Source organism: Streptomyces genisteinicus, assembly GCF_014489615.1.
In the GTDB taxonomy this organism is placed as follows: Bacteria; Actinomycetota; Actinomycetes; order Streptomycetales; family Streptomycetaceae; genus Streptomyces; species Streptomyces genisteinicus.
On record NZ_CP060825.1, the window covers coordinates 5974612 to 5999672 of the forward strand.

Genomic DNA, 25061 nt, shown 5'->3' on the forward strand with positions numbered 1-25061 from the left:
CACGGCACGTCATGAACGTGAAGAAGCACATCCGACACCCAGAGGGGTACTTCCATGTCGCTCGATGCTCAGACCCGCGTGCTGGACTGGCCGTTCGCCCGGACCGAGAACGGTGAGCCGTCGCCGGTCCTGGACGAGCTGCGCAAGGAGCCGCCCTGCGCGGTCCGCATTCCGGCGGGCGCGACCGAGTCGCGGCTGGCATGGCTGGTGACCCGATACGCCGACGTGCGCCAGGCCCTGGCCGACCCCCGGCTCAGCGCCGACGAGCGGCTCCCCGGTGCCCCGGTGCGCATCCAGCTGCCCCCGGGCAGCAACCCGAGCTCGTTCCTGCGCCTCGACGACCCCGAGCACGCCCGGCTGCGCGGTCTGATCCAGACCGAGTTCACCATGCGCCGGGTCCGCGGGCTCAAGGAGCCGGTGCAGCGGCTCGTCGACGACCTCCTCGACGGGTTCGCGGAGCTCGACAAGCCGGCGGACCTGCACGCGGCGTTCTCGCGGACCCTGCCGACACTGGTCATAGCCCGGCTGCTGGGCGTCCCGGACGAGGACTCCCCGTTCTTCATCGAGAAGACCCGGGTGACCATCTCCCAGGAGGACCCGGCCACGGCGTACGCCGCGTTCGTCGAGATGTCCGACTACCTCGCAGAGCTGGCCCGCCGCAAGACGCGCCGGCCCGAGGACGACCTGATCAGCCGCCTGGCCGTGCACCAGGTGAGCGGCGCGATCACCATGGACGAACTGGTCGGCATCGCCCGGCTGGTACTCGTGGCGGGACACGAGACGACCACGAACCAGATCGCCCTCAACATCCTGGGACTCCTGCAGGACGACAGCCTGTTCGCCAAGGTGGCCGCCGACGACGGCGCCCTCGTCCCGACGTACGTCGAGGAGTCGATGCGCTACTGGTCGATCTCGCAGGACGCGATGGTCCGCCAGGCGCTGGAGGACATGGATCTCGGCGGCGTCCCGATCTCCAAGGGCGACGCGGTGGTCATCTCCGTCCCCGCGGGCAACCACGACGAGTCGGTGTTCGCCTGCCCCCGCACCATCGATCTGGACCGGGACACCGGCGCCCACCTCCAGTGGGGCTACGGCCCGCACTACTGCCAGGGCGCTCCGCTGGCGCGGATGGAGATGGAACTCTCCCTGCGCACCCTGCTGCGGCGCTTCCCGGACCTCCGGCTGGCGGCCGAGCCGAGCACGGTCTTCCGCCGGGGCACCGTCTTCCACGGGGTGACGCATCTCCCCGTGACCTGGTGACCGAGCAGCACACGAATCACGGACGACAACACAGGAGAGCAGTCGGAATGACCTCTGAAGCAAGCCCGGACCTCGTCGTCGAGGAGGGGGGAGGGTCCGCCCCGGAACCGGGGGCGACCCCTTCCGCCGGCGCCCTCGTGGTGGTGCTGGTGGGCACCTTCATCACCGTTCTCGACTTCTTCATCGCCAATGTCGCGGTTCCCGCCATCCGGTCGGACCTCCAGGCCGGAGCCGCCCAGGCCCAGCTGATCGTCGTCGGCTACGGCGTCGCCTTCACGGCGGGCCTGATCACCGGCGGCCGTCTCGGTGACCTCTTCGGCCGCCGGAAGATGTTCTCGCTCGGCATGGCGCTCTTCATGGTCACCTCGGCGGTCTGCGCCTTCGCGCCGACGATCGACGTCCTGGTGGTCGCCCGCATCGCCCAGGGCGCGAGCGCCGCGCTGATGGTCCCGCAGGTCCTCGGCATCATCGGCACCGTCTACACCGGTGCGGCCCGCGGCCGTGCCTTCAACACCTACGGTCTGATCGTCGGACTGGCGGGCGTCTTCGGCCAGTTCATCGGCGGCGCCCTGATCAGCGTCGACGTGGCGGGCCTGAGCTGGCGGACCATCTTCCTCATCAACGTCCCGCTGTGCCTGGTCTCGCTCGCCTTCGTCAAGCGCGTGATCCCCGAGTCGCGCGGCGCCGGCGGGACCCGCCTCGACCTGCTGGGCGCCCTGCTGGTCACCGGATCCCTGGCGCTCATCGTGTTCGCGCTCCTGGAGGGTCAGGAGCGGGACTGGCCGGTGTGGGTCTGGGGCTGCCTGGCCGGGTCCGCCGTCCTGGTCGCGGTGACCGTGCTGCACCTGCGCCGGCGGGCCGCGGACGACGCGGGACCGCTGATCGAACCGGCGCTCTTCCGGGTCCGCCTCTTCACGGTGGGCCTGGCCGCCACGGTCGTCTACTTCCTGGCCATGGGGTCGTTCTTCTTCATCCTCGCCCTCTACCTCCAGCAGGGCATGGGCCTGTCGCCCCTGGAGTCCGGCCTCGTCTTCCTCGCGGTGGGCGCCGGCTACTTCGGCGCCTCGCTGGTGTCGGCGCGGTTCGCCGGCAAGCTGTCGGCCCGGACCGTGGCGTTCGGCCCGCTGACCCTCGCGGCCGGCTACACCGCCATCGCCTTCACGGCCGACGGGCTCGGCCCGGACGGCAGCGTGCTCTGGCTGCTGCCGATGCTGCTCGTCGCCGGACTGGGCATGGGCCTGACCACCGGCCCGCTGACCAACCTCGTGCTGGGGGCGGCCGTGCCCGAGCACGCCGGCTCCGCTTCGGGGCTGATGAACACCGCCCAGGAGGGCGGAGCCGCCCTCGGGGTGGCGGTCGCCGGATCGGTCTTCTTCCCCGCGCTCGCCGAGGCGGGCGGTTCGGCGAGTGCCTACCCGGACGCGTTCGCGCTCACGCTCGTACCGCTCGTCGCGCTCGGCCTCGCCGCCGCGCTCCTGGTGCTGATCGCACCCGGCCGCGCAGCCCGAAGCTGATGCGCTTCCACCCGCCGCAGGAGACCCGCCGGCGGCACTCCGCAGGAAGGACACGCTCGTGCCGTACGTCACGACCAGGGACGACATCCGTCTCCACTACAAGGACTGGGGTTCCGGACGCCCCGTCGTCCTGCTCGGCACCGCCATGATGGACTCCCGCATGTGGGAGTTCCAGGCGTCGTTCCTCGCCGAGCGGGGGCTGCGCTGCATCACCTACGACCGGCGCGGCTGCGGGCGTTCGGACGCCCCCTGGGACGGCTACGACTACGACACCCTCGCGGACGACCTCGCCGACGTCGTCGACCATCTCGACCTGCGGGACGCGGTGCTGGTGGGGTACGCGGTCGGGGGCGGCGAGGCCGTGCGCTACCTCACCCGGCACGGCACCGGCAGGGTGGCGAAGCTGGCCCTGGTCGCCTCCACGACCCCGTTCCTGCTGCGGTCGGAGGACAACCCGGACGGGCTCGACATCGCCCTCTTCGACGAGATGGCCGACGCCATCCGCAAGGACCGGGCGCAGTGGCTGAGCGACGCCACCGTGCCGTTCTTCGGCGGTCCGAACGCCGACCCGGACAGCCTGCCGGTCTCGCCCGAACTCGCGCGATGGCTGGTGAGCACGGGACTGGAGGCCTCGCCCCGGGCGGGGACGGAGATCTACCGCACCCTGTTCACCACCGACCAGCGCGCGGAGACCGCCGAGGTCACCGTGCCCACGCTCGTCATCCACGGCACCGAGGACCTCGCGGCGCCGTACCCCCTGTGCGGGCCGCGGACGGCGGAGCTCATCGGCGGCAGCCGGTTCGTCCCGTACGAGGGCGCTCCGCACGGGCTGTTCGCCACCCATGCCGAGCGGCTCAACGAGGACCTGCTGGCCTTCGTCAAGGAGTGACGCCGCAGCACGCCACGGCTGCCCGGACCCCCTGGGGTCCGGGCAGCCGTGCGTTCAGTGCAGCGGGATGAAGGCATCGATGATCTCCTCGACCCGTTCCACGAGGTCCTCGCGGTTGTTGGTCACCCAGGACATGTGCTGGGCGCCGAACATCGCGGCGCCCACCGTCCGGGCCAGGGCCCCGGGGTCGGCGTCCTCGGGCAGCTGCCCGGCCGTGCGGCACTTGTCCAGGATCTCGGTCATCGCGTCCAGCGTGCCCACGTACGGGGCGGGCAGCTCGGCCTTGATGTAGGGCCGCTCGATCTGCAGCCGGGCCCCGGCGTGGATGTAGACGTCCTCGCGGAAGACCCGGGCGATGCGCCGCAGGAGGTCCACGAAGGTCGCCAGCGAGCTCGGGTCGCCGTGTTCCAGAGCGCCGTCGACGGTCTGCTCCATGCGCCGGTAGAACTCCTCCAGCACCGCGACGGCGAGCGCCTCCTTGTTGGGGAAGTGGAAGTAGACGGCTCCCTTCGTCATCTGCGCGCCGTCGGCGATGTCCTTGATGGTGACCTGGGGAAAGCCGTCGGTGGCGAACGCCGCGGCGGCGGCGTCGAGGATCGTCGCGCGTGTGCGGACCGCGCGTTCCTGCTTGGGCTGCGAAGTGTCGCCGAAGGTGGTGGCCGCACGCTGGCGGGCCCTCCGATCATTGCGCTCGTTGCTCATGGCGTCCATATCGTGCGGCGTTGGTTAACCGGCCTCTGACCCGCCCCAACCCCCTTGTCGACGCGAGCAGTTGCCCCATGGAAGCGCACTGCGGTGAGCCTTGCAATATACCTTCGCGCAGGTATATTAATGATTCCGCAAAGAGCTTGGCACGTCTGTTCGCTCGCAGGGTCACCCAGCTGAGAGGCGAGGTATTCAGATGTCCGTCGTACTCGATGATCCTAGGACCACGCAGGCGCCCTCCCCGGGCGCGGGTAACGAAGTGCTCAGCTTTCTCCAGCCCGTCACACGCGAACTGGTGCACCGCACCGCCGTCGCCGAGGTCTTCGTCACCGACGGTGTCCGCACCGGTGCGAACACGTTCTCGGTCGCGGCCCAGTGGCCGCGGGACCACGCCCTGTACCACCCGGACGAAAACGGGCTGAACGACCCGCTGTTATGCGCGGAAACGCTTCGCCAGGCCTACTTCTTCGGGGCCCACACCTACTTCGGGGTGCCTCTCGGCTCCCGCTTCATCGGCCAGGACGTGAGCTTCGAGATCACCGACCCGGCCGCGCTCCGCGTCGGGGCCGTACCGGCGGCTGTCGTCCTGCACGGGACGTGGACCGAGGAGCACGACCGGCGGGGGCGGCGGGCCGGGGCGCGTCTGGACGTGACGTTCACGGTCGACGGCCGGCCCTGCGGGCGCGGTCACACCAGGGGGCTCATGGTGGACGACAGACGCTACGGGCTCTTACGGGGGCGTCCGGCCACAGCCGAAGGGGCGGTTTCGCCCCGTTCCGTGCCGGACGCCAGGACCGTGGGGCCGGGCCGGGTGGGCCGGCTGCGCTGGAAGGACTGTGTACTGCAAAGGGACCGCTTCGGCCGGCGGTGGGGCCTTCGGGTCGACCGCGACCACGCGGTCCTCTTCGACCACCCCACCGATCACGTACCGCTGATGGTCATGCTGGAGGGCTTCCGGCAGTTCGGCCATCTCACCGTTCACGAGGCGCCCCGCAACGCGGACGCCGGCCGGGCCTTCGCCCTGGCCGCCCTCTCCCTGGACTGCGCCGCCTTCGGCGAACTGGGGGAGGAGATCGTCCTGGAACTCGACGAACTCTCGCCCGACGGCTGCACACTGCTCGTCGCGGCCCGTCAGGGGGAGAAGCTGCTGGCCCGCGCCGGCATGACCTGGACGTGCGTGGGCAGCCGTGCCCCCCGGCTGGGGCTCGCTTCCTGGTGATCCGCCGCAGGCCCGGCCAGGACCCGCCTCAGTGCGCGGAGGTGGCGTCCAGCGCCTGCGACAGTGCCTCCCACATCGCGTGGACGGCATCGGCGGCCTCGGCGCCCGCCCGCCCGTGGTCGAAGTCGGGGCCGGTCTCCGTCAGGAACATGCCCAGGAGCGCGGCCATGATGAGGTCGGCCAGGGGAGCCGTGGGGACCGAGTCGCTCCAGTGGCCCGCTTTCTGAGTCTCTCCCACCAGATGCACGACGAGACCGTGCGCTTCCGCCAGCAGGGGAATCGGCCTGGCGCTGGAGCGGGCGGTCTCGGCGGACAGGCGCAGCGCGGCCAGGGCCCGTTCGTCCCTGCCGAAGAGCCGGCCGAGCCCGAGGACGAGCGACCGCAGGCGGATCGGCGGCGTATGGGGAAGGACCCTGGCCTCGGCGAGCAGCCCCTCCAGTGCGCCGGACAAGTGGTTGTCCAGCGCCACGGCCAGGTCCTCCTTGGTCGAGAAGTGACCGTACAGCGCGCCCTTCGTCAATCGGACCCGGTCCGCCATGTTCTGCAGGTTTGCGTTCGCGTAGCCGTACCGCGCGAACTCGTAGGCGGCCGCGTCGAGTACGCGGTCGTACGTCCGCAGGGCACGTGCCTGTTTCGGCATGACCCTCCCCTTCTGTGCCGGCTCGTCCCTGAGCCGAGGTGCAAAAGATACGTTCGTGAACGAATTCTATTCATCGAATGAGGTGCCCGCCAGATGATGCACCGTCACAATCCGGCTGAAGAATGCGCCGACGCGTTCTCGACCCTGCCGACGGCGTTCCTCGTCGCCGCCGCCGAGAGCGCGGCCGTCCACGCCGCGACCGCCGACGACGCCCGCAGGATCGCGGACGAGACCGTCGCCCTCCTCACCCGCGCCGGCTTCGCGCGCCATTTCGTGCCCCGCTCCCGCGGCGGTGCGGAGGGCACGTTCGAGAGCCTGGTCACCGCGGCCGCCGCAGTGGGCGAGGGCTGCGCCTCGGCGGCCTGGGTCGGGGTCCTGTGGGCCGCCCACGGCCGGTTCGCTGCCTACCTGCCGCCCGAGGGCCAGCGGGAACTGTGGGCCGCCGGCCCGGACGCCCGGATCTGCGCCGCGGTCAGACCGTCCGGCCTGGCGCGCCGGCTGCCGTCCGGCCGGCTGCTGAGCGGCGAGTGGGAGTGCGTGAGCGGGGTGGACTTCGCGGACTGGATCCTGGTCTGCGCGCCCGAACCCGGCGCGGGGCCGCGCATGTACGCGGTGCCGAAGGGCGACTTCCACGTGCGCGACTCCTGGAACAGCAGCGGGATGCGCGGGACCGGCAGCCACACCGCGGTGCTGGAGAACGCCTTCGTGCCCGACCACCGCGGCTTCGCCCTGTCCGACCTGCTGGCGGGGACACCCGGCCCGGGTCGCTCCCGGTGCCACACCGTCCCCGGCCACCTCGCGGGCGGCCTCCTCTTCTGCGCCCCGGCGCTCGGCGCGGCCCGCGGCGCGCTGTCCGCCTGGTCGGCCTGGGCCGCCGGGGCCCAGGCCAGGGAACTCCCGCACCTCGAAGGCAGCCGCCTGCACCACACCCTGGCCCGCGCGGCCGACGACATCGAGGCCGCGGAACTCCTCCTCCTCGCCGCCGCCAGAACCGCCGACGCGGGCGCCCGGGCCGAGGGCGACGTCCTCAGGAACCGCCGGAGATCCGCCGCCGCCGTCGATCTGCTCGTGCAGGGCGTCGAACGGCTCTTCCGGACCGCCGGCATGAGCGCCGGCGGCCGGCCGGGCCCCATCGAACGCAGCTGGCGGGACGTCCACACGGTCGCCGCCCACCAGATGCTCCGCAGGGAGGCGGCGGCGATGGCCTACTCCTCGTACGTCTTCTCCACGCTCGGCGACCACGAATCCATGACCGCCGTACCGCTCACCACACTGCCGGAGGTATCCGCATCATGACCATCGAACCGCTGTTCCCGCAGGACGGCACCGCCCCCGCCTACCTGGTGTTCTGCGACATCGACGACACCCTCATCCGATGCCGGAGCGGGGTGGAGTTCCTCCGCCACTGGGCCGGGTTACGGAACGGACCCGAGGGCGAGAGAGCCACCGACGAGTTCCTCGCGGGCCTCTACGCGCGGATGGCGAGCGGCATGTCCCGGGAGGACGCCAACCGGGAGTACCACCGGGCCTGGAGGGGCAGCCCGGTCGAGGAGGTCGAGGAACAGGCCGCCCGGTGGTACGAACAGCGCAGCGCGGCCGAGGACTTCTACATCGCCGATACGGTCGAGGCCCTGCGCCGGCACCGCGCGGCGGGTGCGGCCGTGGCGCTGGTGTCCGGGTCGTTCCCCCCGCTGATGCCGCACGTCGCCCGCGTGGTGGGCGCGCAGTACGTGCTCGGGGCCCGGCTGGAACGGTGCGGCCGCGTCCTGACCGGGGGGCTGCTCGGCCGCCCCGCCATCGGTGAGGGCAAGTGCGTCCTCGTCGGCGAACTGCTGGACCTCCACCCCCACATCGCCCCCGAGGACTGCCACGCCTACGGCGACCACGCCTCCGACCGGCCCATGCTGGACATGGTCGGACACCCCACGCTGGTGATCCCGGACGGCTCCCACACCCCCCTCCACCCGGCGGCGATGGTCTGACCCACCGCCATGCGGCGCCGCCCGCCCCCGCCCGAGAGGGGCGGGGGCGGGCGGCGGGGTCCGGAGGGGGCTCTGCTCGTCGCCCCGTCGGAATCGCGCGCACACGGTCACCTGCGTCACTGCGTCGCCGCCTTCACCGCGTCGGGATCCTTGTCCCGAACGCCGGGGCGGTACAGCAGGAACGTCACCACGAGGCCGACGGCCGCGAGGCCGGCCGCCCACCAGTACGCGGTGGAGTAGCTGTGCAGCGCCGCCTCGGCGATCACTGCGGGAGTCGGCTGCCGACTGCTGACATAGGCGCCGGCCGCGCTCGCCGCGAGCGTGTTGAGGACGGCGATCCCCAGCGAACCACCGATCTGCTGCGTCGTGTTGACCGCCGCGGAGGCCACGCCGGAGTCGTCCTGGTGCACCCGGTAGGTGGCCAGGTCGATCGCCGGCGCGTAGATCATGCCGATGCCGAGTCCCAGGACGATGAGCGGCGGCAGGATGCCTCCGGCGTAGGTGCTGTCCAGTTCCAGCCGGGTGAACCAGATCATGCCCGCACCCAGCAGCGCCATCCCGACGGGGATCACGGTCTTCGGTCCCAGTCGGGGCATCAGGATCCCCACGGCCAGGCCGGAGGAGACGACCAGGGCGACCGGGACGGGGAGGAAGGCGAGCCCCGCCTCGACCGGGGTGTACTGGAGCGTCTGCTGCATGTAGTAGGCGAGGAACAGCGCGACCGCGTACATGCCTCCGGTGGCGACCAGGATGGCGATCTGAGAGGCGCCCCGGTCCCTGTCGAGGAGGATGCGCAGGGGCAGCAGCGGCTGATCCGTCGTCGCCTGCCGGTAGGTGAACAGCGCGAGCAGGGTGGCGCCGCCCAGCAGGAGACCCCAGCTCGCGGGAGAACTCCACCCGTGCGACTCGGTGTTGGAGAACCCGTACACCAGGCCGAAGAGCCCCAGGGTGACCAGCACCGCTCCGGGGACGTCGAGCCCGGCGCGCCGGGTCGCCCTGGGCTGACGCTCGATCAGGAGCAGACCGCCCAGGAACGCCACTGCCGCGAAGGCCAGGTTGACGTAGAGGGTCCAGCGCCAGTCGAGGTACTCGGTCAGCACGCCGCCGAGCAGATTGCCGAGCGCGCCACCGGCACCGGCGATGGCGCCGAAGATCGCGAAGGCCCGGCCCCGTTCCTTGACGTCGGTGAAGAGGGTCGTCAACAGGGCGAGGGCCGCCGGCGCCAAGAGGGCGCCCGAGACGCCCTGGAGTGCCCGGGCCAGCACCAGGAGTTCGAAGGTGCCGGCGGCTCCGCCGAGCACCGAGGCGGCGGCGAATCCGATGACACCGGCAAGGAAGGTCTGCTTGCGGCCGAAGAGGTCGGCGATACGCCCGCCGATCAGCAGCAGGCTGCCGAAGGTGAGCGCGTAGGCGGTGACCATCCACTGCCTGTCGTTGCCGGAGAAGCCCAGATCGGCCTGGGCGGACGGCAGCGCGATGTTCACGATGGTGGCATCCAGCATGACCATCAGCTGGGCCAGTGCGATCACCGCCATCGCCCACCACCGCCGCGAGGGATGCGAGGGTCCTGACCCGGGCGGGATGCCGGTGAGTTCACTGGTGGGTAACGACATGGCCGTGACACTCCGTTCGGCAAAAGTAACTAACTAGATAGTTAATTCGGGGCACAGCGTGCCCGAGATCGGACGGCTCGTCAACAAGCGCCGGGCGGGATGCGGACGGCACTCGTCGAACTGGTATAACTGGTTAGTCAATTCACGGCCGCCGCGAGCGACCGGGGCGGCACCCCGACGACGAGGAGTGGTGCGTGCTGAAGTTCGCCTGGGCCGCGCTCGCCGGATTCGCCCTGGGTGCCCCTGCCGTCCCCTTCGGCCTCTCGATCTCCCTGGCCCCGCCCCTCGCCCTCACCGCCGTCCTCCTCGGCGCGGCCGGCTGCCTGCTGTCCGCCGTCTTCGCCGCCGGGTGGCTCCGTACCCGATGGCTGGAGCGGCGCGCGAAACGACGACCCGTCACCACTGGGCCGCCGCCCGGGAAGCGCCGGAACCGCCTCGACGGCCCCACCGGCCTGCGCGCCCGGCGCGTGGTGAACCGGTACGGCGTGATCGGCTTCGGCATCATCGGGCCCGCACTCTTCGGCACCTGGGGATCGGCGATGCTGGGCACGGCGCTGGGTCTGCCCCGGTGGCCGCTGATCGGCTGGCTCATGGCAGGCGTCACCCTGTGGTGCACCGTCATGCTGCTTGCCTCCGAGGCGCTGATCGACGCCTTCGGGCTGAGGTGACGCCCCATGCCGCGAGTGACACGGTGCGGTGACCGATTCGCCGCGACGCGCACCGGACCACCTCGTCCGGCCATCACGCATCACCCCGCACGTCACCGTCCTGACGCGACCTCACTCACCGCAGCCCGCGGGGCCCGCGGACGGCCCGGCGGATCGGTGCCCGCGCCACCGGAGGGGACACGGTCCGCCCCGGGAACCACCGTGCTCCCGGGGCTGCGACGAGCCTCCATGCCCAGGTCAAGCCTTGTGAGGCGCTGTTAACATGACCCCTATGTCCCGAGCCGAGGCCACGAAGGCGCGCATCCTCCACGCGGCGACCGAGGAGTTCGCGGCATACGGGATCGCGGGAGCACGCGTCGACCGGATCGCCAAGGCCGCCTCGGCGAACAAGAACCTCATCTACGTCTACTTCTGCAACAAGGACGGGCTCTTCGACGCCGTCTTCGACGCCCACGTCGGGCGGGGCCTCGACATGGTGCCCTTCACACCCGACGACCTGCCGGGCTACGCCGGGCGGCTTTTCGACTTCTACCAGAAGCACCCGGAGGTGCTCCGGCTGGCGACCTGGCACCGCCTGGAACGCGGCGCCGCCGTGGAACGGGACCCCGCGGTCGCCAAGCCTGCCCGCGACGACAAGCTCGCCGCGCTGGAAGCGGTCCGGAAGGACGGAGACGGCACACCGGGCTTCCCCCCGACCACGCTTCTCACCCTCGTTCTGGCCATCGCCTCGGCCTGGAGCCCGACGAACGCCGCAAGCATGCCGGCGACTGCCACCCCCGCCTCGGACGCGGCACAATGCCGGAACGCGATCACGGAGGCCGTGCGTCGCCTCCTGTGACGGGCAGGCCCTCCGCTCGCCGCCTCTGCCCCGCAGCGCCGGCCTCGGCCCGGCCCCACGACGCAGGCCCCGCCGCCGAAGCGGCGGGCCCCTGCCGGCCACGCACCAGCGGTCAGAGCGCTGCGCGCCAGCTGCCCCGCGCCAGCCGGGTACGACCGTCCGGCGTGATGAGGACGCGAGCCCCGCGGACCGGGAGCTCGCCATGGGCGAGCCAGTATCCGCGGATCCCGTTCAGGACCTCCCAGAGCCGGCGCGGGCCGCTCTGGTGGACGACGGTCGTCCCGGTGCCGCTCGATGACGCGCGCGCCCACGAGCCGTCCGGGTGCGCGAGCCACGTCACTCGGCAGCCGTCGGTCTCGTCGAACCCGTACACGGTCCCCGGCGCCTCGATCGACAGCATCGCGGCCACGTCCCATGCCTCCTGGATGTCGAGGACAGGGAAGTCGCTCCCGGTGATGGAGTCTCCGTCCCGGTGCCGGGCGGTGTCCCGGAGGCCATCCGGGAGGGTGTCCGGGTAATCGGAGCCGGCGCGGGCCTGCATGAAGCCGGCCCGGTCCCATTCCACCCGGCCCACGGCCGTCCCGTCCTCCCGCTTCTCCGCGGTGACGATCAGCGTGGTCTCGCTGATCGTCGTCACCAGACGGCCGCCCGGCCGAAGCGCGGCGAGCCACGACGGCGGGACCCGGCGCACGGCGACCGTGGCCACGATCCGGTCGTACTCGCCCAGCAGCGTCCCGGTGCCGTCCGTGGCCTCGAGCCGCGGACGCAGCCCGATCCGGTCCAGTCGGTGCCGAGCGGCGTTCACCAGGTACGCGTCGACGTCGATGCTGGTGACCCGGTGCTCCTCCAACCGCAGCGCCGCCAGGGCCGCCCCGTAGCCGGAGCCGGTTCCGACGTCCAGGAGCTCGCAGCCGTCCGTGATGCGGGCGTGCTGGAACATGCGGACGACGAGGCTGGGCAGGGTCGCGGACGAGGTGGGCAGCCCGGCCGGGGTGTCCCCGTACTCGGCCAGGTCCGCATGGTCAGGGCCGACGCGGGTGATCACGGACCGGTCCGCGTAGGCGTGCTGCGCCCAGGCGGCCTCGTCCGACGGGCCGTCGTGGAGCGCCCAGGCGTCGCCGCGGCGGTGCCACCAGCGGGGCATGAACCGGTGCCGGGGCACGGCGGCGACGAGGGGGCGCCACCGTGAACCGGAGTCCGTGGACGCGTCCGCCAGGGCGGCCGCGTGCTTCTCCCACTGCATTGTCGGCTCCTAGGTTCTGTCCGGCGGATCATGTGACTTTCCGACCGGTCGCTCGTTGGTTGGGGTATGGGTCGGGGGGATCTGACGAATCACGAGTGGTCGCTGCTGGAGCCGCATCTGCCTCCAAAGGGTCGCCGGGGTGGCCGGTGGAACGACCACCGCACCGTGATCAACGGGATCCTGTTCCGGGTTCGTACCGGTGTTCCGTGGCGCGATCTGCCGGAACGTTACGGGCCGTGGAAGACCGTCTATGAGCGGCATCGCCGCTGGTCGGCGGATGGCACCTGGGACCGGATCCTGCAGTCGGTCCAGGCCGACGCCGACCTCGCGGGCCGGATCGACTGGTCGATGGTCGGCGTCGACTCGACGTCCTGCCGGGCTCATCAGCACGCGGCCGGCGCCCGCAAAGCCAAGCCGCGGGTCCCGAAAAAAGGACGACGCCCCGGCACCACCGCCCCGACGAGGGACTCGGACGGTCCCGGGGCGGCCTGACTTGCAAGATCCACCTCGCGGGTGAAGGAGGCTGCCGCCCCATGGCCTTTCTGGTCACGCCTGGCCAGTGGGGCGATGCCCCCCAGATGGTTGAGGTCCTGGACCGGATCCGGGTCCCCAGACCGCTGGGTGGACGGCCCCGAACCCGGCCCGAGCACGTCAGCGGCGACAAGGCATACAGCTCCCGCCGAAACCGCCGCTACCTTCGAAGACGCCGCATCCGGCACACAATCCCGGAACCCAAGGACCAGCAGGCCAACCGTCGACGCAAAGGCAGAGAAGGCGGCAGGCCCACCGGCTTCCACCGCGACCACTACCGGCGCCGCAACGAGGTCGAGCGGACCATCAACCGGCTGAAGAACTCCCGCGCAGTCGCTACTCGTTACGACAAGCGGGCCTACGTCTTCCACGGGACCGTCACCGCCGCAGCGATCCGGCTCTGGCTTCGGCAGTGATCCGCCGGACAGAACCTAGTCGTCGTAGGCGGGGCCGCAGGCCTCGGTGTTGGCCGGGTTGCAGTCGCTCGAGTCGTCGGGCGGGCAGCCGTCCGTGGACATCGGGGGGATCGCGGCGCGGGCGGCCGCGTACTCGGGGCTGAGCATGATGTCGGCGAGACGGCGCTGCCTGACGTTACCGGTCGGCAGGAAGCGGCTGAGGATGCATCCGTAGAGGTCGCCGTCCGGGGAGATGGCGAGCCGGTGGTGGAAGCAGCGGCCGCACAGCTCGCTGACGCTCGGGATGCCGACCGTCTCGGCGGCCCGGCCCACGGCGCGGACGCGGTCGACGCGGATGTTCGTCACGCCGAGCTCCCGGAGCTCTGCCACCGCGGCGTCGACGCGCTGTGCGTCCTCGAGCTGGACGACGCCGGCGCGCAGCGGGATGCGGCGCTCGACGGCGCGGATGATGTTGGCTCGAGTGCGGGCGTGGCTGCCGGCGACGCCGGTGATCCGGTCGTGTTCCGCCGGGTCGTCGCTGTAGTAGCTGGTGGCCAGGCGGACGCCGTACTGCTCGAAGGCAGCCCACTGCGGGAGGCGGACGTGCGTGAGGTTGGAGTACACCTCGACCTTCAGCTCCCGGCACAGGGCGTGGGTGATGAGCGGCAGGAGGGTGAGCGAGCGGGTCGGTTCGCCGCCGATGAACTGCACGGCGGGGATGCCGAGCGCGGCGATGTCGTCGACGACCTGCTGCCAGTCGGTCAGGGTCATGGCCCCCTGGGTGACCTCGGGGCCCGAGAGGGTGCAGCAGTGAGAGCACTCGAGTTGGCAGTTGCCGGTGAGTTCGAGCTCGACGGAGAGGACGCCGCCGGCGGGAGAGTCCGCTGACGGGCGTGTGGGAACTGGGGTGGCCACGTTGCTCCTTCATGGTGCGCAGACGCGCGTGCGCCCGCCCGGTGATCGCACGGGTGCTGCGGTGGGTGACCCGCCCCGGGCACGGTCCTGCCGGGATTCGGCCCGGGGCGGGGGCGAGTGCTCCTGACGGCCGGGTCTTCCGGTACGCCGGCCGGGAGGAGCGGTTCAGGGGGTGCGACCCTTTCCCCGATTCGGTCGCCATGGGGTTGGTGCAGGTCAGACCGACGGGCTGGTCAGGTTCTCCCAGTGGTCGCAGAGCGACAGGGTGGACAGGGCCAGCTTGCGGGCCTGCCGGACCAGCGCGTCGGTGCCGAACGCCGTGGTGTTCACCCGGCGCCAGGCCTCGTCGATGCCGACCTGGGCGATGAGGGCGGTCTGGTCCCCGACCGGGGCCGTCTGGACGAGCGCCCGGATCTCCGGGACGAGCAGACGGACGTGGCCCTGGAGCAGCGCGATGAGCGTGTCCAGCTCCAGGCCGTCGCCCTGGAAGTTCATGGCGCGGCGGGCGGAGTCGCGCATCGTCTCGATGTCCGGCGGGGCCGGGGGCATCAGGTCACCTGCGGTCGGCTGTACCAGGGCGGTACGGTGCTGCATGTCGACGCTCCTTCATAGCGTTGGCCATCCCCGGGGCCGTTCGCGCGGCTGCCGGGGTCCATCTGTTCCGGGGTCATGCCATCCCTGACGTGGCCAACGGGCGGCCTGGCCGCTTTCGCTGACCTCTCATCAGTGGAGGACCAGCGTCCACCCTTAAGAGGACTCGCACGAGGAGTTCTAGCGGACTTCTTTGCGCGCCTATGAGGGCTTTGGTGGGTCGCACGAGTGAATGCTGGTCCGGGAACGGACTTTCTGGGAGTCTGGCTGTAGTCGTAGGAGCGAGGAGGATGACGTGGCAAGGTCAGCAGGAAACGTCCGGCTCAAGGCAGCGCGCCTGGCCGCGGGCTACCCGTCGCAGCAGGCTCTGGCCCAGGCCATGTCCAGGCACGGTCTGACCGTTGGCGTCCGCCAGGTCCGGCGCTGGGAGTCGGAAACTCCTCCCTGGCCCCACCCCGCGTGCCAGCGCGTGCTCACCGAACTCTTGGGGCAGGACATGGCCGACCTCGGATTCACCTCATCGACCGGCCGGGACTCCCAGACCCCCGGCCATCGTCACGAGACGCCGATGACAACCTCGGTGCGTCGCGCCGGCGGATCGGTGCACAGTCAGGCTTCGCGCGCTGTGCAGCCCGCAACGGCAGCCCACGACTACGCCGCCGTGACTCGGGCGCACAGGCATCTGTACTGGAGCGTGGCACCTGCCACGCTCCACCCGACCGCCAGCGCCCACGCAGTCCTAGGCTGTGCGCTCCTGCCCGAGACCGCCGGGGCACCTCGGCAACTCCTCGCCGCAGCCCTGTCGGAGACGTATCTCCTGTGTGGGCGAATGGAGTTCTTCGACCTGCGCCAGCCCGAGACGGCGCACGACACCTACCTGCGTGCTCTTCAGGCGGCCGGCGAAGCCGATGACCAGCTCCTGGGTGCGGCAGTGCTCGCCCACATGGCGTTCATCCCGGGCTGGTCCGGTCGGCGGGACGAGGCGGCCGAGCGCATGGTGGCGGCCCGCACGTACGCCCGACGGGGGCAACCGAGCGCGCTGTTCCTCGCCTGGCTCGACGCAGTGGAGGCCGAATGCGAGACGCGCTGCGGAAACGTGCGCACCGCCCTGCACCTGATCAACCACGCCGAGGACATCCTCGGCGGTGACTCCGAGAACGCCACGCCCGATTGGCTGGACTGGTTCACCCCCGTGCGGCTGGCTGCCTTCAAGGGCAACACTCAGCTCAAGGCAGGACACCTGCCGCAGGCCCGAACAACACTCACGGGCGTGCTGGAAGACCTTCCCTCAGAGGACGGCAAGCAGCGGTCCGTGATCCTCGGCGACCTGGCGGCCGTCGAGGCTGCCGCCGAGAACGCCCAAGAGGCGTGCGGCTACGCCCTGCGAGCGCTCGAGCAGCTCGAGACGAGCTGGTACGCCACCGGCATCGAGCGGGTCCGTGACGTGCGGCGCCAGCTCGTTCCCTGGCAACATGAAGTCTGCGTACGCGACCTGGACGAGAAGCTGTACGGCTGGGGAACGACCCTCAGCGCCCTGAGCGGTTGAACGCCTGGACGGCCGGCGCCAACTCTGTGAGGCTCTCGACCCGGAAGGTCGGGAGCTTCACTGCCTCCTCGTCGTTCCACTGGATCGTGGCCCAGGGCCCGCGGTGGACGAGCGCCGTCTCCATGCCCGCTTGGACAGCGGGGCGCAGGTCGTTGTCCAAGCGGTCCCCGACATAGAGGATCTCGTCGTTCGCGAAGGGGACCACTTCGGCCACCCGCCGGAAGAACTCGGGGTCCGGCTTGCTCGCGCCCCAGTCGTCTGACGTGCCGATCAGGTCGACATCGTTGGTGAACAGCTTGCCCAGGATCGTCCCCGCTCGCACGGTCTGGTTCCCGGCGATGCCGAGCCACAGCCCGTCGGCGCGCAGTGAGCGAAGGCATTCGCGGACGTCCGGGTAGAGGTCTTCCTCCCCGAACGTCTCCGGGCGGCCCGCCGCCGCACGCGCCTCTCGCTGTTCGTAGAGGTCGAATCCCGGCGAGAACTCCTGGAAGACGTCCCGGTAGTCCCGGCCCTGCGCGATCACCGCGCCGAACATGGCGGCGAATGTGTGCCGGGGAACTCCCAGCCAGTCTGCCCAGGTTCCGTACTCCCTGGTCTCGTCGACCAGGCACTCACCGACATCGAACACCACTGCGCGAATCATGGTCGCGATCGTAAAGGCCCTGTAGGACTTGGAGAAAGGCCCCTTGGTAAACGCAGAGAAGCCCCGCCCCGGTCGATGTCAGGGCGGGGCCTGTGCAGTGCGGTCAGCGTCTGTGCGGGCGGTTCGGTCTGGGTCGTGGAGGAAGTCTTCCAGGCTCTCGTCGGAGCGCCCCCCGCGACGGCGGGGAGGACGCTGCGGCTGGGGCCGGCGGCGGCAGGAGAGCGCGGAGCACGTCGGAGGATCAGGCTGCTAAAGCAGGAGAACGAGGTCCGGCGCCAGGCCGCGGTCTCTCTGTCGCAGGCGCATCTACCGGCACTGGGGGCAACCGCTGGTGGAGCGTGTTCGGCAGGAAACGCGGCCGGGGCAAGAAGGCCGGCTCGTAGCCCGCCGCAGGCCCAAAGTGCCGGAGAAGTCCCACAGATGTCTCCGCACCCCTCCCTGACCTGCTGAATGACAGGTCGGACGGGGTGCGGAGACCGTGTCGTATCAGATGTCGCGGAAAAGACTCGACGGCCCTGTGAGCTGCGCAGATTCACTGCGTGAGGCAGCTGACCTGGGAAAATGTCCTTTCCCTTCTTTCACCTTCGTGCCGCTTGATGCAGCTGAAAGTCCCAGAAAAGTCCCAGAGGCAGCCGGAGCCCTTCAGCCTGCTCGCCGGGTCAGGAATCGACCGGCGCCGGACCCGGCCTCCGTCTCATCCGCCCAGGGCGGGTTCGCACCGGCGACGGAGCAGGTCAGGGCGGCGACCTGGGCGGCGAACGAGCAGGCGTCGGTGACGTCGTCGAGGGTCAGCGCATCGAGCCGGCCGCCGAGGTGTCCGAGGGCGGCGAGGCGGTGGAGGAGGCCCGCGGTGAAGGAGTCCCCGGCTCCGACGGTGTCGACCACGGTGACAGGAGGGGCCGTGACGGTGACGCGCATGCCGTCGAGTGACGCGAGGGCACCGTTGCCGCCGAGGGTGATGACGACGAGGCGGACGCCGGCCGCGTGCCAGGTGTCGCACGCCTTGTCCAGCCCGGTGTCAGGGGCGAGGACGGCGCAGTCGTCCTCGCTGAGGCGGAGGATGTCGGCGAGGGCGCACCAATGGGGCAACCGTTCACGATAGGCGGAGGGGGCCACGAGCAGAGGGCGGACATTGGGGTCGACGGACACGGTGGCGTGCTCGCGGACCTGAGCGAGGTGTTCCTCGATGCGGTTGCCGGCGGGCCGGCGGATCAGCGCGAGGGAGCCGGTGTGCAGGCAGACCGCGTCGTCGTGCCGCGTCGCGGCGAGTTCGCTGCCGGTCCACTGCCAGTCGGCGGCGCCCTCGGCGTAGAAGGTGTACGCGGCCTGGCCGGTCGCGTCGAGGTCGGCGACGGCGAGTGTGCTGGGCTCGGAGGCGGTCACGCTGTCGCCCAGGTCGACGCCGGAGGCGCTGAGGCGGGCGCGGAAGAGCGTGCCGAAGGCGTCACGGGAGAAGCGTCCTAGGAATCGGGTTGGGGTGCCGAGCCGGGCGAGGGCGACAGCGGTGTTGGCCGGGCCTCCTCCGGCCAGCGCCCGCAGGGCCAGTCCGCCGGAATCGGACCGGTCGTGGTCCTCGAAGATGTCGGCGACGCACTCGCCGAGGACGTCGACACTGCCGGGGGACCCGGGTCGGTCCATGGTGACTTTCTGCCTTTCAGGTAGGGCGCGAGGCTGTCGCCCCGCGCCGCGGAACGCAGCCGAGAGCGCCGTAAGAGCGTGGGAGCTGCGGTGGACATGTCTGCCGCGCACGATGCGGAATGCGCGTGGCCTTGCCGTGTGACGGGCCGGCCTCCAGGGCTCGTGTGGCCCTGGAATCAAGCGCCCTGCGTTCCCCGGCCCGCCAGTTGGGCTTCTCGGGGGAGGTCTTCCGGGATCAGATTCCAGGCCGCGACGGCGAACTCACCGCGACCCGCCCCTGTCGTACGGGCCTGCAGCCGCCACGGCCCGTCGGTGGACGGGTAGAACCGCAGGGTGAGGACCTGCTCGTCGGCCAGGTAGACCTCGGCTATCGATCGGTCCACGATCACACGGAGCTCGACAGGAGTGTTGGGGCGTGCGGCGGCCGGGCACGGCGCGGTGTACACGCCTCCCCGTGCGCGGGCGTCCGTCGAGGCGTGGGTGCGGTCGACGACGAGGTGGCCTGCCGTGGGGTCGAGGCTGATGTCGAGGTGCTCGGAGCCGTCGGCGGAGGTGATCAGGCGCAGCCCGCTCGTGCCGGTGGGGTCCGGGACGAGGGCGGCGGTGAGGTCGAAGGTGTGGCCGATCTGGCCGAGTTCGGCCGGCTCGGTCTGGGTGGCGTACCCGGTGCCGTGCAGGACTCGTGGGCCGCGCAGGGCCAGTAGTTCGCGGGCGGGGCGCTGGGCGACCGTGCCGTCGGCGTTGAGGGTCACCTCTCGGGGGAGCGTGAGGACGCCTGCCCAGCCCGTTTCGTGTGCCCAGGCGTCGTCCCGGGCCTCCCAGGCCCAGCCCCACATCAGCCAGCGGTCTTCTCCGGGTGCCTTCAGCAGGGCGGGGGCGTAGAAGTCGGGACCGTGGTCCAGCGGCACGGGGGCCGTGGTCGCTTCGAAGCCCCCCTCGTCCTTCTCCCGGCCGGTGACGACGGTGGTGTGGCTGGGGCCGCCCTGGGGGGTCCAGTCGCTGAGGATCAGGGCGTTTCGGTTGCCGAAGGTGGCGTACTGGGGGCACTCCCAGCCGATAGGGCCCGCATCAGCGGTGGTGTCGCTGGTGTGGAAGGGACCGCGGTACGTCCAGTGCTCCAGGTCCTCGGACTCGTACAGCAGCGCCGCGGCGCGGCCGTCGTCGAGGGCGGAGCCGACCAGCATTCTCCAGCGTTCGTTCTGCCGCCAGACGTAGGGGTCGCGGTACATGGTGGTGCCGGCGGGTGGCTCGGGGATGAGCAGGTCGGGGCGCTTGGTCCAGGTGTGGCCGTTGTCGTGGGACTCGGCGGTGGTGACGGGCTGCCACCAGCGGTCGTTGCGGTGGGCGGAGTAGAAGGCCACCATGCGGTCGCCGGTGGAGATGGCGTTGCCGGAGAAACAGCCGTCCGCGTCGTATCCGCCGGGCGTGGGGGCGAGGGCGACGGGGAGGGGTTCCCAGGTGATCAGGTCGGGGCTGCGGTAGTGGCCCCAGTGCATGTTCGCGTGCTGGGGGCCGTGCGGGTTGTACTGGAAGAAGACGTGGTAGTAGCCGTCGTGGAAGACCAGGCCGTTGGGGTCGTTGATCCAGTTGCGGGGCGGTCGCAGATGGACGGCGGGCAGGTGGGGGTCGGCAGGCGACGTGGACACACGGGGCCTTTCTCAGGGCGTGCGAAGCACACGGAAGTCATGAGGACGGGGCGGATCCGACAGCGCGGGTGCGGGGTCAGCCCTTGACGCCGGTGGAGGCGATGCTGTTGACGAACGACCGCTGGAACGCCACGAACAGGGCGAGGATCGGCACGGTGATCATGGAGGAGTAGGCCATGATCTGGCCCCAGCCCACGTTGAGCTGGAAGAAGTAGGAGATGCCGACCATCACCGGGCGCAGTTCCTCGCTCTGGACGACCATCAGCGGCCACAGGTAGGAGTTCCAGGCGGGCAGGAAGGTGAGGATGGCGACGGTGGCGACGGCGGGGCCGGACAGCGGCATCACGATGCGGCGGTAGATGGTGAACCAGCCGGCGCCGTCCATGATCGCCGCTTCGTCGAGTTCCTTGGGGATGCTCTGGAAGAACTGGTGGAAGAAGAAGATCGAGAAGGCGTTGGCGACGAACGGCAGGATCTGCACCTGATAGGTGTCCATCCAGCCGGTGGTCCACTCCAGCTGGAAGCCGTTCACGCGCAGGAGCGGCAGCTGGTTGACCCACCACACCAGCGGCAGCGCGAACGTCTCGAACGGCACGATGAGGGTGGCGATGACCGTGGTCAGGACGACCTTGCGGCCTGACCACCGCATCCGGGCGAGCGCGAAGGCGGCCAGGCTGTTGACGATGATGCCGAGGACCACGGTGATCGATGAGATCAGCACGGAGTTCAGCAGGAACCGTGCCGCGGGGACCCGGTCGAACATGGCCGTGTAGTTGTCCAGCGACAGGGCGCCGACCGGGAGGAAGGCGCTCACCGAGCCCAGGTCGCCGAAGATCTGGTCGTCCGTCTTGAACGACGAGACCAGCATGAAGACGAGCGGGAGTGCGAAGACCAGGGCCAGGACGATGCGTCCGGCATGACCGCCGAGTCGCTTGAGGAGGGAGGTCATGTCAGTCCTTCTCCCGGGTCAGGAACCGCTGGACGAGCGACACGGTCAGGACGAGTACGAAGAAGATCAGCGAGATGGCCGCCGCGTAGGCGGTCTGCTGCTGGTCATAGCCGGTGCGCACCGCCTGGAAGACGACGGTGGTGGTGGAGTCGAGCGGGCCGCCCTGCGTCATCACCCTGATCTGGGTGAAGAGGCTGAACGCCGCGATCGTGATGGTGACGAGCACGAAGGTGCGCGTGGAGCGCAGCCCGGGCCAGGTGACGTGGCGGAAACGCTGCCAGGTGGTGGCTCCGTCGAGTTCGGCGGCCTCGTACAGTTCGGCGGGGATGGTCTGCAGACCGGCCAGCCAGATGATCATGTGGAAGCCGACGCCCTGCCACACCGACATCAGGATGATGGCGGGCATCGCGGTGGCCGGGTCGCCCAGCCAGTCCGGGCCCTGGAAGTGGCCGAGGGTCAGGGTCGAGATGATGTTGTTGACCAGGCCGTCCTGCCGGTAGAGGAAGGTCCACAGGAGGGACACCACGACCATCGAGGTGACGACGGGCAGGAAGTAGACGGTCCGGAAGAAGTTGATGCCCCGCACCTTGGCGTTGACCAGCAGTGCCAGGACGAGGGCGAGGCCGGCCTGGAGCGGGACGACGACCACGGCGAAGTAGATCGTGTTGCGCAGGGACTTGTAGAAGACCGGATCGGTGAAGAGCTGGGTGAAGTTCCTCAGGCCCACGAAGCGGGCCGGGGTGGGCGAGATGAGTCTCGCGTCGGTGAAGGCCAGGGCGAAGGCGAGGGCGACCGGTACGACGAGGAAGACGATCAGCAGCACGACGGCCGGGGTGGCCATGCCGAGGGCGGTGAGGCTCTCACGGCGACGGGCGTTGTTCGTGCGGGTTCGCCGGACCGGACGCAGCCGCTGGGGGGCTGCGGTCTTGGTGGTCACGGTATCTCCAGGGAGCCGGTCCGGTTCGGGCTGGGTGGTCGGGGGCCCGAACCGGACCGGGGCGGGTCAGCCTGAGTAGTTGTTGTTCGTCTTCAGGTTGTTGTCGATGTTCTTCGCGGCCTGGCCGAGGGCGTTCTTGGGGTCGGCGCCGGCCAGGATGTCCTGCGCCGCCTTCTGGAACTCGGTGGAGATGTAGGGGTAGGCCGGGGTGACCGGTCGCAGCGTCGCGTACTTCTGCGCGAACTGGACGAGCACCGCGAACCTGCCGCCGGGCTGGTAGTCCTCGACCTGTGTGGCGGCCTCGTTGGTGGCGGGGATGGTGCTGGTCGCCTTGGCGTAATCGACGAAGTACTTGGTCTGGCGGGAGAACTTCAGCCACTCCTGCGCGCCCTCCTTGTTGGAGCAGGTGGAGCTCATGGCCCACTGCCAGGAGGCGCCGCCGATCTTCGGGCCCTTGCCGAAGTCGACCGGCGGGATGATCGCCAGGTCGTCACCGAGCTTCTCGGCGTTCTTGGTGGCGTTCCAGCTGCCGTCCCACTGGATGGCGCTCTTGCCGGCGAGGAAGTCCTTGTTGGGGTCGGCGCCGGACTTCTTGGCCATGTAGCCCTTGGTCACCAGCGACTGGAACCAGTCGCCCCACTCCACGGACTCCTTGCCGTCGAGGGTGCCGGTGGCGGTCTTGTAGCCGTTGCGGTCGATCAGGTCGCCGCCGAAGCTCTGCAGCTGCGGGGAGTAGGCGTAGGGCCACCACTCGCCGCTGCCGCCGGTGCCCATCTCCAGCGGGTAGGTGAACTTGCCGCTCTTCTTCAGCTTGGCCAGGGCGGCGTCGAACTCGTCCTTGGTCCAGGGCTTGTCCATGGTGGGGATACGGATGCCGTGCTCGTCGAGGACGGACTTGCGGGCGAAGAAGGCCAGGGAGACGTCGTAGTGCCCGAAGGAGTACAGCTTGTCGTTGTAGGTTCCGACGGTGCTGTCGAGCTGGTCCTCGACCGGCACCTGGCTGCCGGTGACGTCGATGGGGGCCAGGTAGCCGCCCCAGGCCCAGTTCGCCACGTTGGGGCCGTCGACGTCGAGCAGGCAGGGCAGCTTGCGGGCCGAGGCGGCGGCGACGACGGAGTTGTTGTAGTCGGTCTGCGGGAACGACTGCAGCTCGACCTTGTACTTGCTCTGGGAGCCGTTGAAGTCCTTGATGATCTTCTTGACGACGTCGAGCTCGGCCGAGTTGCCGGCGTTGTGCGTCCACAGGGTCAGCGTGTCACCGCTGGCCCCGGACGAGCTCCCGCCACTGCCGGACGCGCATCCGGCGACGAGCGCGGTTGCCGCCGCGGCGGCTACACTCGCAGCAGCGAGGCGCCTTGTTCTGAACACCACGAGGTTCCTCCATCTCACGGAGGCGGCTCTTGCAGGACCCGCCCTTGGCGACCGGTTGCGTCGGTCGCTGTTCTTGGTGGCCGTCCCGCGCCCACTCCGGACTCTCGGAGCGGGTGGCGGGACGGCTGTCTTTTGTCGCCGGCCTAGTTCCCGGCTGGGGCACCGAGGGAGGAACGCTCCCGCAGCGGCATGGGGACCCGGTGGACGATCGGGTCGAGGGGCCCTCCGCGCAGGATGAGCTCCACGGCCAGGCGTCCGAGCTGGTAGTGCGGCAGCTTCAGCGTGGTGAGCGCGGGCCGCAGCACGGAGGCGATGTCCTGGTCGTCGAACGAGATCACAGACACGTCTCCGGGCACCGACAGCCCCGCCTCGGCGAGCGCCTGGTAGGCGCCGAAGGACACCCTGTCGGCCAGGCACACCAGCGCCCGGGGGCGGGTCCCGGCCGCCAGCAGGACGGACACCTCCCGGTAGCCGTCCAGCGTGTCCCAGTCGCATTCGATGACGCCGTCCAGGCGGGCGCCGCCCTCGCGCAGCACTTCCTCAAGGCCGCGCATGCGTTCGTTGCCGGCGATGATCCCCTCGGGCGTGGCCGGGACGGCCTGGTGGCCGCCGATCGCCCAGATGCCCTGGGTGTGGCCGGCCGCGAGCAGGGCGCGGGCCGCGTCCCGGCCGGCCTCCAGCTCGTCCGGGATGACGGAGGGGGCGTCGAAGCCGGGGGCCAGACAGTTCAGCAGCACCACGCGGCGGCCGAACAGCTCCTTGGGAGGAGTGACGTACCGGGTGAACATCGTCGCGTAGATCACCGCGTCCACCTGGCGGTCCAGCAGCGCGTGGACCAGCGAGGACTCGGCGGCGCGGTCGCCGCCCGCCTCGGTGATGAACAGCAGGTTGTCCCGCTCGCGGGCGGCCTCCATGGCGCCGCGGATGACGTCGCCGGCGAACGGGGTGGTGGTGATCCGGTCCGAGACGAACCCGATGGTCTGCGTGGACTTCGTCCGCAGGCTGCGCGCGGTGACGTTCGGGCGGTAGCCCAGCTGCCTGGCCGCTTCCAGGACCCGTTCCCGGGAGGCGTCGGAGATGCGCATGTCGGTACGGCCGGACAGGGCGAACGACGCGGTCGTCGGCGATACGCCCGCCTCGCGGGCGACGTCGGCCATGGTCACGCGGCGTTCGGACATCGGTGGATCAGCTCCGCTCGGCTAAATCGGATTAGCAAGATGCGATGAGATTGCTTCACTCGTCATGCGCTGTCAACACCCCGGACATCTCGTCTGCGTAACGGTGACTTTCTGTACCGATTTACAAACCTATGGGTAGCGCGAAGATGA

At 70.5% G+C, this 25061-nt stretch carries 23 protein-coding genes; 10 read left to right on the forward strand and 13 right to left on the reverse strand.

The genetic code is table 11. The features are described 5' to 3' along the window. Positions 1-54 precede the first annotated feature (54 nt). The 3 genes from IAG43_RS25720 to IAG43_RS25730 are packed head-to-tail and all read left to right on the forward strand — an operon-like array spanning position 55 to position 3663. On the forward strand, positions 55-1260 hold the full coding sequence (locus tag IAG43_RS25720) for a cytochrome P450 (RefSeq protein ID WP_187743044.1): 1206 nt from the start codon (positions 55-57) through the stop codon (positions 1258-1260). Positions 1261-1307: 47 nt separating this feature from the next. Continuing rightward, on the forward strand, positions 1308-2774 hold the full coding sequence (locus tag IAG43_RS25725) for an MFS transporter (protein WP_187743045.1): 1467 nt from the start codon (positions 1308-1310) through the stop codon (positions 2772-2774). A gap of 58 nt (positions 2775-2832) precedes the next feature. Then, the gene (locus tag IAG43_RS25730) at positions 2833-3663 is read left to right on the forward strand and encodes an alpha/beta fold hydrolase (RefSeq protein WP_187743046.1); all 831 of its coding nucleotides are present in this window, start codon (positions 2833-2835) and stop codon (positions 3661-3663) included. Positions 3664-3717: 54 nt separating this feature from the next. Here IAG43_RS25730 and IAG43_RS25735 read toward each other — a convergent pair whose 3' ends face one another. Continuing rightward, positions 3718-4365, reverse strand: coding sequence for a ScbR family autoregulator-binding transcription factor (locus tag IAG43_RS25735; RefSeq protein ID WP_246574562.1), 648 nt, complete (start codon positions 4363-4365; stop codon positions 3718-3720). A 199-nt stretch (positions 4366-4564) separates the two neighbouring features. On the opposite strand from IAG43_RS25735, the gene IAG43_RS25740 reads away from it, so the two are divergent. Further along, positions 4565-5587, forward strand: a complete 1023-nt coding sequence (locus IAG43_RS25740; protein ID WP_187743048.1) for a ScbA/BarX family gamma-butyrolactone biosynthesis protein — start codon at positions 4565-4567, stop codon at positions 5585-5587. Positions 5588-5615: 28 nt separating this feature from the next. On the opposite strand, the gene IAG43_RS25745 is transcribed toward IAG43_RS25740, so the two are convergent. After that, the gene (locus IAG43_RS25745; RefSeq protein ID WP_187743049.1) at positions 5616-6227 is read right to left on the reverse strand and encodes a TetR/AcrR family transcriptional regulator; all 612 of its coding nucleotides are present in this window, start codon (positions 6225-6227) and stop codon (positions 5616-5618) included. A gap of 93 nt (positions 6228-6320) precedes the next feature. Here IAG43_RS25745 and IAG43_RS25750 point away from each other — a divergent pair, with 93 nt between their 5' ends. Then, positions 6321-7523 carry an acyl-CoA dehydrogenase family protein gene (locus IAG43_RS25750; RefSeq protein ID WP_187743050.1) on the forward strand — a complete coding sequence of 401 codons (1203 nt, stop codon included), beginning with the start codon at positions 6321-6323 and terminating at the stop codon, positions 7521-7523. Continuing rightward, positions 7520-8209, forward strand: a complete 690-nt coding sequence (locus tag IAG43_RS25755) for an HAD family hydrolase (RefSeq protein ID WP_187743051.1) — start codon at positions 7520-7522, stop codon at positions 8207-8209. Before IAG43_RS25750 ends, IAG43_RS25755 begins: the two co-directional genes overlap by 4 nt. A gap of 116 nt (positions 8210-8325) precedes the next feature. Here IAG43_RS25755 and IAG43_RS25760 read toward each other — a convergent pair whose 3' ends face one another. Then, positions 8326-9744, reverse strand: a complete 1419-nt coding sequence (locus IAG43_RS25760; protein ID WP_246574563.1) for an MFS transporter — start codon at positions 9742-9744, stop codon at positions 8326-8328. Positions 9745-10016: 272 nt separating this feature from the next. Here IAG43_RS25760 and IAG43_RS25765 point away from each other — a divergent pair, with 272 nt between their 5' ends. Together IAG43_RS25765 and IAG43_RS25770 are read left to right on the forward strand one after the other, a co-directional pair. Further along, a complete protein-coding gene (locus IAG43_RS25765) occupies positions 10017-10490 on the forward strand; it encodes a hypothetical protein (RefSeq protein ID WP_187743053.1) in 474 nt (157 codons plus the stop codon). Positions 10491-10761: 271 nt separating this feature from the next. Beyond that, positions 10762-11328, forward strand: coding sequence for a TetR/AcrR family transcriptional regulator (locus IAG43_RS25770; RefSeq protein ID WP_187743054.1), 567 nt, complete (start codon positions 10762-10764; stop codon positions 11326-11328). Positions 11329-11440: 112 nt separating this feature from the next. On the opposite strand, the gene IAG43_RS25775 is transcribed toward IAG43_RS25770, so the two are convergent. After that, a complete protein-coding gene (locus IAG43_RS25775) occupies positions 11441-12571 on the reverse strand; it encodes a 50S ribosomal protein L11 methyltransferase (RefSeq protein WP_187743055.1) in 1131 nt (376 codons plus the stop codon). Positions 12572-12637: 66 nt separating this feature from the next. Between IAG43_RS25775 and IAG43_RS25780 the strand changes: the two genes are divergently transcribed. Beyond that, positions 12638-13518, forward strand: a protein-coding gene (locus IAG43_RS25780) for an IS5 family transposase (RefSeq protein ID WP_187739230.1) whose coding sequence is annotated in 2 segments (ribosomal slippage) — positions 12638-12998 and positions 12998-13518 — 882 coding nt in all. Because the reading frame shifts where the segments join, the coding sequence is not laid out codon by codon here. 15 nt (positions 13519-13533) lie between these two features. Here the strand turns inward: IAG43_RS25780 and IAG43_RS25785 are convergent. Beyond that, positions 13534-14412, reverse strand: coding sequence for a radical SAM/SPASM domain-containing protein (locus IAG43_RS25785; RefSeq protein ID WP_187743056.1), 879 nt, complete (start codon positions 14410-14412; stop codon positions 13534-13536). A gap of 216 nt (positions 14413-14628) precedes the next feature. After that, a complete protein-coding gene (locus IAG43_RS25790) occupies positions 14629-15006 on the reverse strand; it encodes a DUF6415 family natural product biosynthesis protein (protein ID WP_187743057.1) in 378 nt (125 codons plus the stop codon). A 292-nt stretch (positions 15007-15298) separates the two neighbouring features. Here IAG43_RS25790 and IAG43_RS25795 point away from each other — a divergent pair, with 292 nt between their 5' ends. After that, positions 15299-16549, forward strand: a complete 1251-nt coding sequence (locus IAG43_RS25795; protein ID WP_187743058.1) for an NsdA family TPR-like regulatory protein — start codon at positions 15299-15301, stop codon at positions 16547-16549. Here the strand turns inward: IAG43_RS25795 and IAG43_RS25800 are convergent. The 7 genes from IAG43_RS25800 to IAG43_RS25830 form a co-directional block, all read right to left on the reverse strand. Next, positions 16530-17192, reverse strand: coding sequence for an HAD family hydrolase (locus IAG43_RS25800; protein WP_187743059.1), 663 nt, complete (start codon positions 17190-17192; stop codon positions 16530-16532). The two genes, IAG43_RS25795 and IAG43_RS25800, sit on opposite strands and share 20 nt — an antisense overlap. A 642-nt stretch (positions 17193-17834) precedes the next feature. Beyond that, positions 17835-18830, reverse strand: coding sequence for a carbohydrate kinase family protein (locus tag IAG43_RS25805; RefSeq protein ID WP_187743060.1), 996 nt, complete (start codon positions 18828-18830; stop codon positions 17835-17837). Between the two features lie 176 nt (positions 18831-19006). Next, complete coding sequence (locus IAG43_RS25810) at positions 19007-20476, reverse strand: glycoside hydrolase family 32 protein (protein ID WP_187743061.1); 1470 nt, start codon at positions 20474-20476, stop codon at positions 19007-19009. A gap of 76 nt (positions 20477-20552) precedes the next feature. Next, a complete protein-coding gene (locus IAG43_RS25815) occupies positions 20553-21425 on the reverse strand; it encodes a carbohydrate ABC transporter permease (protein WP_187743062.1) in 873 nt (290 codons plus the stop codon). Between the two features lies 1 nt (position 21426). After that, positions 21427-22362 carry a carbohydrate ABC transporter permease gene (locus IAG43_RS25820; protein ID WP_187743063.1) on the reverse strand — a complete coding sequence of 312 codons (936 nt, stop codon included), beginning with the start codon at positions 22360-22362 and terminating at the stop codon, positions 21427-21429. Positions 22363-22428: 66 nt separating this feature from the next. Further along, positions 22429-23733, reverse strand: coding sequence for an ABC transporter substrate-binding protein (locus IAG43_RS25825; RefSeq protein WP_187743064.1), 1305 nt, complete (start codon positions 23731-23733; stop codon positions 22429-22431). A gap of 143 nt (positions 23734-23876) precedes the next feature. After that, positions 23877-24911 (reverse strand): LacI family DNA-binding transcriptional regulator, encoded by a 1035-nt coding sequence (locus tag IAG43_RS25830; protein ID WP_187743065.1) that lies wholly within the window; start codon positions 24909-24911, stop codon positions 23877-23879. Positions 24912-25061 lie beyond the last annotated feature (150 nt).